Genomic DNA, 12545 nt, shown 5'->3' with positions numbered 1-12545 from the left:
GGAAACGGCGAAATGATCTCATTCACTAAAACAGGACAATTCCAGGAAAGCCGTTTCACGCTCTTTCCTGGAATGTTCAATGGGTTCCCGCCTGCAAGCTTTCGCGCGGCCGTCCGCGATCGAAGGCTCAGATCGCCTTGGCGCCGCGCGTCTTGGCGGCCTTGGTGAATTTGCGGATCACCATGTCGCGCTTGAGCTTGGAGATATGGTCGATGAACAGCACGCCGTTCAGGTGATCGATCTCGTGCTGCAGGCAGGTGGCGAGCAGGCCATCGGCCTCGATCGTCTGTTCCTTGCCGTCACGGTCCAGATGCTTGACGGTGATGACAGCGGGGCGCTCGACCTCGGCGTAATAATCCGGGATCGACAGGCAGCCTTCCTCGTAGACCGAATAGGTGTCGGACGAAGCGACGATCTCGGGGTTGATGAAGACAAGCGGCGTCTTCTCGTCGCCTTCTTTCGAAACGTCGAGCACCAGCATGCGCCTGGCGACACCGATCTGGATCGCGGCAAGGCCGATGCCGGGGGCATCATACATGGTTTCGAGCATGTCGTCGGCCAGACGGCGGACGTCCGCGTCGACGGTTTCGATCGGCGTGGAAACCTGGCGAAGCACAGGATCGGGAAGGATGATGAGCGGCTTGATGGTCATGATGCTCCCATAGCCGATCTTTCCATCGACGCGCAAGGAAATTGCCTTGCCACCTGCGGCACCCGTTCGCCCCTGGCCGGGCATTAACCTCGACGCGCATCTGTTCTCGTTTTGATCTACACTTCGCGAGAGAATCTGTTAGGTTTGGCGCATGGAACCTGCGCCCCTTCCCTTCGCCCAGCCGCTGTTTTTCATCGGCACCCTGCCGGTCACCCTTGGCCATCTGGCGATTGCCGCCGGCCTTGTGGTCGTCGTTGCCGGTCTGATGGCGTTGTCGCGCCGACGTAATCCCCGCGACGACGAGCGGCAGGAACAGATGGCAATGCTGCTGGCCGCCCAGACGGAGATGCAGGGGCGGGTCGCGGCGATGGCCGAGGTGTTCGGCGCCCGGCAGGCGGAACTCAACCAGACGCTCAGCCAGCGCATCGACGGCATGACCCATCGCATCGGTACCTCGATCAGCGAACAGACCAAGGCGACGCATGAAAACCTGCGCCGGTTGCAGGAGCGCCTCGCTGTCATCGACACGGCCCAAAACAACATTCAGTCGCTCGCCAAGGATATGGCCGGGCTTCAGGCGATCCTCTCGAACAAGCAGACGCGCGGCGCCTTCGGCCAGTCGCGCATGGAAGCGATCATCGCCGACGGGCTGCCGATGGGCGCCTTCGAATTCCAGGCGACGCTGTCGAACGGGGTGCGGCCCGACTGCACCATCCGCATGCCGAATGGCCAGCCGCCGCTCGTCATCGACGCCAAGTTTCCGCTCGAAGCCTGGAACGCAATGCGTGACGCGCCGACCCCGGAACGCCGCCAGCAGATCGCCCAACTCTTTCGCCGCGACATGGAAACGCATGTGCGCGATATCGCCGGCAAATATCTGATCCCGGGTGAAACGCAGGACACCGCCTTCCTCTTCGTCCCCTCGGAATCGATCTTTGCGGAGATCCACGAGCATTTCGAAGCGATCGTGCAGAAGGCGCACCGCCAGCGGATCGTCATCGTCTCGCCCTCCCTGCTCCTGTTGTCGATCCAGGTGATCCAGGCGATCCTCAAGGATGCGCGCATGCGCGAGCAGGCGCACCTGATCCAGGGCGAAGTCGCACGGCTGATGGAGGATCTCGGCCGTCTCGACGAGCGCGTGCGCAAGCTGCAGGGCCATTTCGCCATGAGCCAGAAGGATGTCGAGGACATCCTCGTTTCCTCCAGCAAGCTCACCCGCCGCGGCGCCAAGATCGAGGCCCTCGAATTGCAAGCGGAAGGCGGCACACGGGACGCTGGCGAACCACGTGCCCCGGTCGACAATCGCGTCGGGCAATTGCGCCTGCGGGTGGTTGACGAGGACTGAGGCTGTCGGGCACTCTCCGGCCCAATTCGCAAAGCCGACAGGATACCTACACATGATTACTGTTTTTGGGTCCATCAACATGGATCTGATCGCCACCACCGCACGCCTTCCGAAGCCCGGCGAAACCGTCGCCGGCACCGGCTTCTCGACCGCCGCCGGCGGCAAGGGCGCAAACCAGGCGCTGGCCGCACGGCGCGCCGGCGCCACGGTGCAGATGGCAGGCGCAGTAGGCAAGGACAGCTTTGCCGACGGCGCGCTCGAACTGCTGAAGGGTGCCGGCGCCGACCTGTCGCTGACCAAGACGGTCAGCGAACCGACCGGCACCGCCCATATCCTCGTCGGCGGTGATGGCGAAAATGTCATCGTCGTCGTCGCCAGCGCCAATGCGACGGTCAATGAGGCCGATGCTGAAAAGGCAGTCGATGGCATGAAGCCCGGCGACACCTTGATGCTGCAGCTCGAAATTCCGGCCGCCTCGGTCGAAAAGGCGCTCACCGCCGCCAAACAGAAGGGTGTGCGCTCGGTCATTAACATTGCGCCGCTGACGCCCGAGGCAGCCCGCCTTGGCCGCATGGCCGATATCGTCATCGCCAACGAAACCGAATTCGAACTGCTCGCCGGCAAGAGCGGTATCGGGAGCACTGAGCGCGAAGAGGCGATGAAGGCGCTGCACGCCGAGACCGGCCAGACGGTCATCGTCACGCTCGGCGCCGAAGGTGTTGTTGCCGTTCATGCAGGTGAGATCCAGCGCGCCAAGGGCCTGAAGATCGAGCCGGTCGATACCGTCGGCGCCGGCGACACCTTCTGCGGCTACCTCGCAGCCAGCCTCGATGCCGGTATCGCCTTCCCCGACGCCCTCCGCCGCGCAGCGGTCGCGGGTTCTCTCGCCTGCCTGAAGAGCGGCGCCCAGCCTTCGATCCCGCTCGCCGCGGACGTGGCATCGCGCCTCTAGATACCGCACCTGAAAGCGCACGCTTGAGACGGGCGATATTCGCCCGTCTTTATTTTGCGCAGGCCCCTGCCCGCATTGTTTTCCCCTTCCCGACGGCCGCTTGCGCAATCCGGACAGACGATGTCGCGGACATAAAACTTTGCGCCTAATTTTATGCAAGCGACGCGTAAAATAACGTCCGTGTTGGCCCTATCTTAAGATTCTCCAGTCTATTCAGGACCCTGAGAAAACCGGCCGAAGCGCCTGGTCGCCTCCAACATGCCGGTCGGCATCTGACGCTCCATGATGGAGTTCACCCCCATTGCGAAATGCGTCCACCGCAGGTGAAAACCTGCGGACCTCCCAGCACGTGAGGATTTCATGTTCAAGTTCCAAGCCAAATCGCTGGCGACCAAACTGATCGCGGTGACAGGCGGCACGATCGCACTTGTCCTGCTTGCCTCGAATTTCGTTCTCATCTCCCAGACCCAGGACCGCGTCGAAACGCTGGTCCTCGAGCAGGCAAGCGGCGAAGCCCGCGCGATTGCCTCCGACATTGCCGGCGACATCGGCGAGCTTGCAAGCGCTGCCCGCTCGATGGCGGGCATCCTTGGCCGCGCACATGCCGAAAAGTCGCTGGAGCGCACCGGGGTGATCAACATCCTCAGGGCCAACCTCGAGCAGAACCCGTTTGCCTTCGGCAGCTGGTTCGCGGAGGAGCCCAAGGCCTTCGACGGCCACCAGGAAGACGTCGTCAACAACAAGGAACTGGGCGGTAACGACAAGGGCATCTTCACGCCCTACTGGTCGAAGAGCCGCACCAACGAAATCCAGTACTCCACTTTCGGCGCTGACTACGCGGCCGAGTGGTACAAACTCGCTGCCAAAAGCGGCAAGGGTGCAATCACCCAGCCCTACACGGCACAGGACACCGACGTTCCGACCGCGATGAGCTCGATCGCCTACCCGGTCATGTCCGGCGGCAAGCTTCTCGGCGTCACCGGCGTCGACATTTCGCTCGCTTCGCTCGGCGATGGCCTCTCGAAGCTGAAGCCCTTCGACACCGGCCGCGTCTACCTGCTGTCGCAGACCGGCAAATGGCTGGTCGCGCCGATCCCGGACCTCCTGCTCAAGGAGTATGACGGCGAAGGCAACGACGTCGTCAAGAACGCGCTCGCCTCCGGCAAGCCGGGCATCATCTCCAACCTTTCCTATGACGGCAACGAGCCCTTCGACCGTCTCGTTTATCCCTTCACGCTCTCGGGTGTGAACACCAGCTGGATTGTGCTCGTCGACGTGCCGCGCACCGCGATCAACGCGCCGGTCAAGGATCAGACCTACATGATGATCGTCGGCGGCCTCGTCGTACTCGGCGCCGTTCTGCTTGGCCTCTATCTCGCCGTTCGTGGTTTCGTGCAGAAGCCGCTGGCGAGCCTCGTCAAGGACGTGAACGACCTCAGCCACGGCGACTACACCAAGGCGATCGCCGGCCAGGATCGTTCCGACGAAACCGGCGAAGTTGCCAAGGCGCTCGAAGGCTTCCGCCATCAGCTTGCCGACACCAAGCGTCTCGAAGGCGAAGCCCGCCATGAGCGCGAACAGGCCGAGCGTGAACGCGGCCGCTCCGAAACCGAACGCGCCGAGTCGAGCGCGCTTCAGCGCGACATCGTCGCTCGCCTCGGCAAGGGTCTCTCGCACCTGTCGTCCGGCGATCTCGCCTTCCGCATCACCGACGACTTCCCGGGCGAATACGCCCAGCTCAAGCGCGACTTCAACGCGACGATGGAAAGCCTCGAAGAGACGATCCGCACCGTCAACCATTCGGTCGTCAACATCAGCAACGGCACCAGCGAAATCAGCAGCGCCGCCAACGACCTGTCGCACCGCACCGAACAGCAGGCTGCAAGCCTGGAAGAGACCGCAGCTGCCCTCGACGAGCTGACCTCGCAGGTCAACGCCAGCGCAGAGAACGCCAAGGTTGCCGCGAAATCAGTGGACGTGGCCAGCAGCGACGCCGGACAGTCGGGCGAAGTGGTGCAGAAGGCGATCGCCGCGATGAAGGGCATCGAGCAATCCTCGCACGAGGTCAGCCGCATCATCGGCGTCATCGACGAAATCGCCTTCCAGACCAACCTTCTGGCACTGAACGCCGGTGTCGAAGCGGCGCGTGCCGGTGACGCCGGCAAGGGTTTTGCCGTCGTCGCCCAGGAAGTGCGCGAACTCGCCCAGCGCTCTGCCAATGCCGCCAAGGAGATCAAGACCCTGATCAACACCTCGGCCGGCCAGGTGCGTGAAGGCGTCGATCTCGTCGGCAAGGCGGGCGGCGCACTCGAAAAGATCGCCGAGCAGGTGGTGCAGATCAACGGCCTCATCCGCCAGATCTCCAGCTCCGCTTCCGAACAGGCCGTCGGCCTGAAGGAGATCAACTCGGCCGTCAACCAGATGGACCAGGTCACCCAGCAGAACGCCGCCATGGTCGAGGAAACGACTGCGGCCGGCATGGCGCTCAACGAGGAAGCGCGCACGCTCAACACGCTCGTTGCGCGCTTCCGGGTCGCGCAGGCGACAACAACGGCCCAGCCGTCCTCCGCAGCGATGCTGCGCGGCACGGCCGAGCGCATGCGCGCGGCCGAACGCCCTGCTCCGACCCCGGCTCCCGCCCGCGAAGCGCGGCCCGCCCCGGCCGCAAGCCCGGCGCGAAGCAATTACTCGGCTTCGACGCAGCGGGTGCTTACCCAGACCTCCGGCGCCAACGCGCTTGCCCAGGACAACTGGGAAGAGTTCTGATCAGCGGAACGAGAAAAGAAAACGGCGCCTCTAGGGGCGCCGTTTTCATTTGGAGTACGATGACCGAACCGAGGTTCAGATGCGGGCCAGCCGCTCGGTCAGAAGATCGAAGAAACCCTGGTCGTCGACGAAGCGCATGACCTTGGCGTTGTGCGGCCGGCCGGTGACCTGCCACCAGTCGACAACGGTCATGCCGGCCGTCAGCTCCGACTTGGTCTCGACCGCGACGTTGCAATCGCGACCGGTGAAAAGCTCGGGCCGCAGCAGATAGGCAATGACCGTCGGGTCGTGCAGCGGGCCGCCATCGGTGCCGTATTTCTCGATATCGAAGCGCTCGAAGAATTCGAGCATCTCGGCCATGGCGATCGCCGGGCGGCTGCCGATGTCGCGGATCTTCTGGACACGCGCCTTGTGGGTTAGCACCCGGTGCGTGACGTCGAGCGGCATCATCACGATCGGAATGCCCGAACGGAAGACGATGTCGGCGGCTTCCGGATCGACATAGATGTTGAACTCTGCGGCGGGCGTGATGTTGCCGCCTTCGAAGAAACCGCCACCCATCATCACCAGCTCCTTGACCCGCGGAGCGATGTCAGGCGCCTTCTGCAGGGCCAGCGCGATGTTGGTGAGCGGACCGAGCGTGCAGAGCGTCACGGTGCCCTCTGGCTCCTTTCGCAGCGTCTCGACGATGAAGTCGACCGCATGCTGCTCCTCGAGTTTCATCGTCGGTTCGGCAAGCTCCGGGCCGTCGAGCCCGGTCTTGCCGTGCACATGCTCTGCAGTCACCAGCGGGCGGGCGATCGGCTTGTCGGCGCCGGAGAACACCCGAACTTTCGGCCGGTCGCAGAGTTCGCACAGGATGCGCGCGTTGCGGGCCGTCAGCGCCAGCGGCACGTTGCCGGCAACTGCGGTGATGCCGAGCAGGTCGATCTCTTCCGGGCTGCCGAAGGCGAGCATGATGGCGGCGGCATCGTCCTGCCCGGGGTCGGTGTCTATGATTATCTTTCTCGGCACGGGCACTTTCTCGTCCTCCCTGGATCACGGTGTTCGGCGCGATCGATACGTTGCATTGGGCCGGACGGGAGTGAACGCCCAAGCGTTCCTTGGTCCCATTCCCGGATTCTGCGAGAGCGGACTATGATTTGCGTGCACGCCGGAGGCAAGCGGCTTGCACTCATTGCGCACAGCTACCATATTGCGGAAAGGATGCTGCAAGGCAGGTCCGAACAACGGTCGCTTGATCTCGCAAGGACTTGAAGAATGAGCCGAATTACCCCTTTTACGAGCCCGCTTCTGCTGGGTTTCGATACGATGGAAAAGACCCTTGAGCGGATCGCCAAGGGCAACGACGGATACCCGCCCTACAACATAGAACGCGTTCGCGGCGATGCCTCGACCGACGAACCGGAACGGTTGCGCATCACGCTCGCCGTGGCAGGCTTTTCCGAAGAGGATCTCGAAGTCACCACCGAAGAGAACCAGCTCGTCATCCGCGGCCGGCAGATCGACAACGGCGACCGCGATTACCTGCACCGCGGCATTGCGGCACGCCAGTTCCAGCGCACCTTCGTTCTTGCCGACGGCATGAAGGTTCTGGGCGCGGAACTGCGCAACGGCCTGCTCTCCGTCGACCTCGTCCGTCCCGAACCGGTTCGTATGGTAAAGAAAATTAACATTTCAGTCCCAGAGTAGGATAACCGGCGGGATTCTCCCCTCACCGGCGACCACGGAGTGTCACCATGGGACTGAAAGACATCAGCTCGTCGCTGTCGAAGAACGACCTCGCGCATCTCGGCGAAGGCGAAATCGGCTACATCCGGAAAATGCGCTCGGAAGAAGTCTCGCGCTGCTTCCCGGAAGCACCGGAGATGGGACCGGGTATTGATCTCTGGGCGCTGTTCGGCGCCGATGGCACGCCGATCCTTTTGACAGACAATCGCTCCAGCACCTTCTTCAAGGCGGCCGAGGACGATCTGAAGACCGTTACCCTGCACTGACAGGCTGCCGTCCATGGCGGCAGCGCCATGAAGTTTGATTGAAAGCCGTCGCTCGAGAGAGCGACGCAGGCCGGAGCGGAAGCCGCTTCGCACTGGAATTGATCTGCAAGCCCGCAAGTCCGGACGGAAAACCGCTTCGCACTTTTCCTGGAATTGCTTTAGACGCGCCGGAAGGTGAGATAGGCGGAGCTGCGCCCTTCCCTGCGTGCCTTGGCCTCGTAGCGCGTGCTCGGCCACCCCTCATAGGGCGTCAGCCAATCGGAAGCCTTCTCTGCCGTCCACTCGAAGGCCGCGTGATCGCGGCAGTGCAACAGCGTCCAGTTGACGTAGGTATCGATATCCGAGGCGAAGCAGAACACGCCGCCGGGCTTCAGCACGCGGGCGAAGCGGTCGAGATTGACCTTGGAGACGAAACGGCGTTTCCAGTGTTTGCGCTTCGGCCACGGGTCCGGATAGAGCAGGTCGATCTGGTCGATCGACGCGGCCGGCAGCCAGTCGAGCACCTGGGTGGCATCGTCGTCATAGAGGCGAATATTGCTGACGCCGCGCTCTTCGATATGGCCGACGAGCTTGGCCATGGAATTGACGAAGGGTTCGACGCCGATAAAGCCGGTGGACGGCGCTTCGGCCGCGCGGTGGATCAGGTGCTCGCCGCCGCCGAAACCGATTTCGAGGCGCATGCGGTCCACGCCCTCAGGATAGAGCGTCTTCAGGTCCGCCGGCGCCGGGTTCGAAAGGTCGAGCTTCAGGGTCGGCAACACGGTTTCCAGGTGCCCCGCCTGCCGCTCGCGCAACGGCTTGCCCTTGCGGCGGCCGAAGAAGGCCTCGGTTGCTCTGGCGCGGCGCGGTTCGGTCATGTCGTCTTTCCCTTGGTCATACCGATCCTGGATCAGGCCAACCCAAAATCAAAATGAACGAAGCGGGCGCTCCTTGTCGGAGCACCCGCCCTGATTTTCGCAAACGCCTGATAGCAGGACGTTGCGCTATCTTCAATGCGCGGCGTGACGCCGCGCCGATCGCCTGTTTAGGCGGCAGCGCGGCCGTTGACGGCGCCGCCCTCTTCGATCGCAGCCTTCAGCGGCTTCACGAGGTCGAGCTTCTCCCAGGAGAAGGAACCGTCGCGGCCAGCCTTGCGGCCGAAGTGGCCATAGGCAGACGTCTTGGCATAGATCGGCTTGTTGAGGTCGAGATGACGGCGGATGCCGGTCGGCGACAGGTCCATCGTCTTGCGGATCGCATCTTCGACCTGGTCTTCCGAAACCTTGCCGGTGCCGTGCAGGTCGACATAGATCGACAGCGGCTGGGCAACGCCGATCGCGTAGGACAGCTGGATCGTGCAGCGGTCGGACAGACCGGCGGCAACGACGTTCTTTGCCAGGTAACGGGCAGCATAGGCGGCCGAACGGTCGACCTTGGTCGTGTCCTTGCCTGAGAATGCGCCACCGCCGTGCGGTGCGGCACCGCCATAGGTGTCGACGATGATCTTGCGGCCGGTGAGGCCGGCGTCGCCGTCCGGGCCGCCGATGACGAACTTGCCGGTCGGGTTGATGTACCAGGTGCAGTCGTCGGCGATCTTCAGATCGTCGAGGGCTTCGCGGATATAGGGCTCGACGACCGCGCGAACCTTGGCCGAATCCCACGTGTCATCGAGGTGCTGCGTCGACAGAACGATCGAGGTGACTTCCGTCGGCTTGCCGTCGACGTAACGAACCGTGACCTGGCTCTTGGCGTCGGGGCCGAGCTTGGCGACTTCGCCCTCGCCCTTCTTGCGGGCAGCGGCGAGCAGGTTGAGGATGCGGTGCGAATAGTAGATCGGCGCCGGCATCAGCTCGGCGGTTTCGCGGCAGGCGTAGCCGAACATGATGCCCTGGTCGCCAGCACCTTCTTCGCCCTGCTTGTCGGCAGCGCTGTCGACGCCCTGCGCGATGTGGGCGGACTGGAAGTGCAGGAGCACGTCGATCTTCGCCGTCTTCCAGTGGAAGCCGTCCTGCTCATAGCCGATCTCGCGGATCGCCTTGCGGGCCGCGGACTTGAACTTCGAGGGGTTGATGACGTCGTTGCCGTCCTTGTCCTTCTTCAGAAGGCTCGGCGGCAGACGCACTTCGCCGGCGATCACGACGCGGTTGGTGGTCGCCAGCGTCTCGCAGGCGATACGCACGCCCCAGGGATCGACACCGGTCTTGGCCGCTTCACGGTAGACCAGATCCACGATCTCGTCGGAGATACGGTCACACACCTTGTCCGGATGACCTTCGGCTACGGATTCACTCGTGAACAGGTAGTTTGCACGCATGCGGGAAGTCCCCTCAATGAAGAAAAAGCGCTGGCACGGTGTTAGTGGTTTTGCGACCGAAAAACAAGCACACAACGACATAAATATATCTTTATATCGCCATTGCAGCCAATCACTTTGGTGCGCCGGAGGGAAAGGCGCGCAAGAAAAAAGCGGCACAAATGGCCGCTTTGTTTTTCAAGTCCCGACGGGGAACGTTGGAACTATTCGCTTTCTGCTTCCGCTGCGAGTGCCTTGACGAGATCGACAAGCCGGCGGCGAACCTTCGGGTCGGTGATCTTGACGAAAGCGCGGTTGAGCTGCAGCCCCTCGGAGGACGACAGGAAATCGACGACGTAGTTCGAGCTGGAAGCTTCTGCCATGCCCGACTGACCGGCATTGTTTTCGCCCGGGGCATCCTCGAAGAAGAAGGAAACCGGAACGTTCAGGATGCCGGAAATGTTCTGCAGCCGGCTGGCGCCAACGCGGTTCGTGCCTTTCTCGTACTTCTGGATCTGCTGGAAGGTGATCCCCAGACTTTCGCCGAGCTTCTCCTGGCTCATGCCAAGCATCGTACGGCGAAGACGAATCCGACTTCCGACATGAATGTCGATCGGGTTCGGCTTCTTCTTGTTTTCGATCATATCTGCGTTCCCAAACACGCTGTTTCGTTTATCCATCGCCCGGCATGAGACCTACGCTCACCGAAGCGACCGCCAGGGTGATAAGGACAGAGCCAGCACAACAAGGACGATGGTGCGGACCACTATGCAATTTTAGGGGTTTTAGGTCAATTCTTCCTAATATTAAAACTAACACGCGAAAACACTGCAACCAGAAGGAGGAAGATCGCACCCAGCCAGAAAACGCGGCTTCGCATAGCGTCGTCCAACGGGGTAGGCATCCTTCCCGGCAGAAGTGTGTCGACCACTCCCCTATAATTGTAGGATAATCCTACCATTAAAACCCCACGTGCATCAACAATTGCTGATATACCGCTGTTTGCCGCTCGGACAAGGGGGGTGCCAGTTTCTACGGCCCTTAATTGTGCCTGATGGAAATGCTGACGCGGGCCCGGCGTATCTCCGAACCAGGCATCGTTGGTGATATTGAGAAGCACATCGGCCCGCCGCGCGGCCCCGTCGATCTCATCCGGGAAGATCGCCTCGTAGCAAACGAGCGGATAGAGCGTGCGGCCACCGGGCAGCGTCAGCAACGAACGGCTCTTTGCCGCAGTGAACCCGCCGGGCATAGACGCGGCGACCGAACTCAGCCCCCAGGACGACAACAGGTCCTCGAAGGGAAGATATTCGCCGAATGGCACCAGATGCACCTTGTCGGCAGCGCCGATGATCTGGCCCCGACCGTCGATCATATAGATCGAGTTGTAGTAGCGGGGCGGCAGCCCGGCGCCGGCATCCTCCACGCGCACCGCGCCGGCAACCAGGATCTGGTCGTCATCAAGCACCTCGGCGATGCGCGCCAGTGCGTCTGGATTGTCGGTGAGGATGAAGGGGATCGATGTCTCGGGCCAGACGACGATATCCGGCCGCTTGCCGTCTTTCTCCGGAGCGACCGCGGTGAGGGCCAGATGCTCCTCGAACACGGCGGCACGTTCGCCGTCATCGAGCTTCTTTGCCTGATCGATCACCGGCTGGACGAGGCGTACGGTCAGCGGCGGTTCAGGCGAGGCCGGCGCCGGCTGCGCCAGGCGGTAGAAGCCGAAGCCCACATGGGCGGCAAAAAGCACGACGGCAAGCGAAAGTCCGATCCGGCTCCCCCGACCCGTCGCGATCAGGGCGGGTGCCGCAAAAACGAAGACGGCGAGCATGTTGATGGTCGCGAGATTGACGACGCTTGCCGACTGCATCATCAGCGGCATCGGCATGGCCGCATAGCCGATCGCATTCCAGGGGAAGCCGGTAAAAAGGAAGCTGCGCAACCATTCGGCAAGGCCGAAGCCCAAGGCGAGTGCGGCGATACGCCCGACGCCATCGGACCAGAACAGGCGCGCGATCAGCGTTGCCAGCGCATAGAAGAGTGCGAGAAAGGCCGGCAGACCGACGACGGCGAGCGGCAGCGCCCAGGCAAACTCATCGGCCTCGACGAGCAAGGCATTGCCGAGCCACCAGAGACCCCCGAGGAAGTAGCCGAAGCCGAACCACCAGCCGACAACCGCCGAGGGCCAGAGCCGCCGAATGAAGCCACCATCCGGATTTCCGGTCGCACCATCAAGCAACCAGACGAGGATCGGGAAAGCGACGAAGGCAAAGGCGAAGATGCCGAAGGGCGGCTGCGCTAGAACCGCGATAAGCCCCGCGAAGAAAGCGAGCAAAGCCCGGGGAAACCCGGAAAGTAACATCACCCTGCCAGCCAGTCTCACCATGCAGCCTCCAGTCGATCCCGCCGCCTGCCACGGCGAAGGAGCGAAACAACACCCGAATCAATCGGGGCCAGTCTTCCAAAAAACCGGCTGTTTGTCCCCTTTCGGGGCTGGATTAGGGGGCAAGGCGAAGGTTCCGGCGCTTGGTCGGCGCTTACGACAACGGCTCAGGAGACAT

At 62.5% G+C, this 12545-nt stretch carries 11 protein-coding genes; 5 read left to right on the top strand and 6 right to left on the bottom strand.

What is annotated here, in order from left to right; genetic code table 11:
* Positions 1-127: 127 nt before the first annotated feature.
* Positions 128-652, bottom strand: coding sequence for a peptide deformylase (gene def, locus M2267_RS01905; protein ID WP_043616874.1), 525 nt, complete (start codon positions 650-652; stop codon positions 128-130).
* 151 nt (positions 653-803) lie between these two features.
* Between def and M2267_RS01900 the strand changes: the two genes are divergently transcribed.
* The 3 genes from M2267_RS01900 (at position 804) to M2267_RS01890 (ending at position 5715) form a co-directional block, all read left to right on the top strand.
* Positions 804-1997 (top strand): DNA recombination protein RmuC, encoded by a 1194-nt coding sequence (locus tag M2267_RS01900; protein WP_429112152.1) that lies wholly within the window; start codon positions 804-806, stop codon positions 1995-1997.
* A gap of 52 nt (positions 1998-2049) precedes the next feature.
* Positions 2050-2949, top strand: a complete 900-nt coding sequence (locus M2267_RS01895) for a ribokinase (protein ID WP_429112151.1) — start codon at positions 2050-2052, stop codon at positions 2947-2949.
* A 360-nt stretch (positions 2950-3309) separates the two neighbouring features.
* Positions 3310-5715: a methyl-accepting chemotaxis protein gene (locus M2267_RS01890; RefSeq protein WP_429112150.1), complete on the top strand. Its 2406-nt coding sequence runs from the start codon at positions 3310-3312 to the stop codon at positions 5713-5715.
* Between the two features lie 75 nt (positions 5716-5790).
* On the opposite strand, the gene M2267_RS01885 is transcribed toward M2267_RS01890, so the two are convergent.
* Positions 5791-6735: a nucleoside hydrolase gene (locus tag M2267_RS01885; RefSeq protein ID WP_429112149.1), complete on the bottom strand. Its 945-nt coding sequence runs from the start codon at positions 6733-6735 to the stop codon at positions 5791-5793.
* Positions 6736-6975: 240 nt separating this feature from the next.
* Here M2267_RS01885 and M2267_RS01880 point away from each other — a divergent pair, with 240 nt between their 5' ends.
* Entirely contained in the window at positions 6976-7407 is a 432-nt protein-coding gene (locus M2267_RS01880) for an Hsp20 family protein (protein WP_034797386.1), read from the top strand.
* Positions 7408-7454: 47 nt separating this feature from the next.
* Entirely contained in the window at positions 7455-7712 is a 258-nt protein-coding gene (locus M2267_RS01875; protein ID WP_034797387.1) for a DUF1150 family protein, read from the top strand.
* 158 nt (positions 7713-7870) lie between these two features.
* Here the strand turns inward: M2267_RS01875 and trmB are convergent, their stop codons facing one another.
* The 4 genes from trmB to lnt all read right to left on the bottom strand — a co-directional run bounded on the left by trmB (position 7871) and on the right by lnt (position 12370).
* Entirely contained in the window at positions 7871-8569 is a 699-nt protein-coding gene (gene trmB / locus M2267_RS01870; protein ID WP_429112148.1) for a tRNA (guanosine(46)-N7)-methyltransferase TrmB, read from the bottom strand.
* A 167-nt stretch (positions 8570-8736) separates the two neighbouring features.
* A complete protein-coding gene (gene metK, locus M2267_RS01865; protein ID WP_043615683.1) occupies positions 8737-10005 on the bottom strand; it encodes a methionine adenosyltransferase in 1269 nt (422 codons plus the stop codon).
* Between the two features lie 203 nt (positions 10006-10208).
* Entirely contained in the window at positions 10209-10628 is a 420-nt protein-coding gene (locus M2267_RS01860; protein WP_043615681.1) for a helix-turn-helix domain-containing protein, read from the bottom strand.
* Positions 10629-10774: 146 nt separating this feature from the next.
* A complete protein-coding gene (gene lnt, locus M2267_RS01855) occupies positions 10775-12370 on the bottom strand; it encodes an apolipoprotein N-acyltransferase (RefSeq protein ID WP_429112146.1) in 1596 nt (531 codons plus the stop codon).
* Positions 12371-12545: the final 175 nt, after the last annotated feature.

This window comes from Ensifer sp. KUDG1 (assembly GCF_050434285.1).
Classification (GTDB): domain Bacteria; phylum Pseudomonadota; class Alphaproteobacteria; order Rhizobiales; family Rhizobiaceae; genus Ensifer.
Note: the sequence above shows the minus strand (reverse complement) of the source record. Positions and strands in the feature narration are given on the sequence as shown.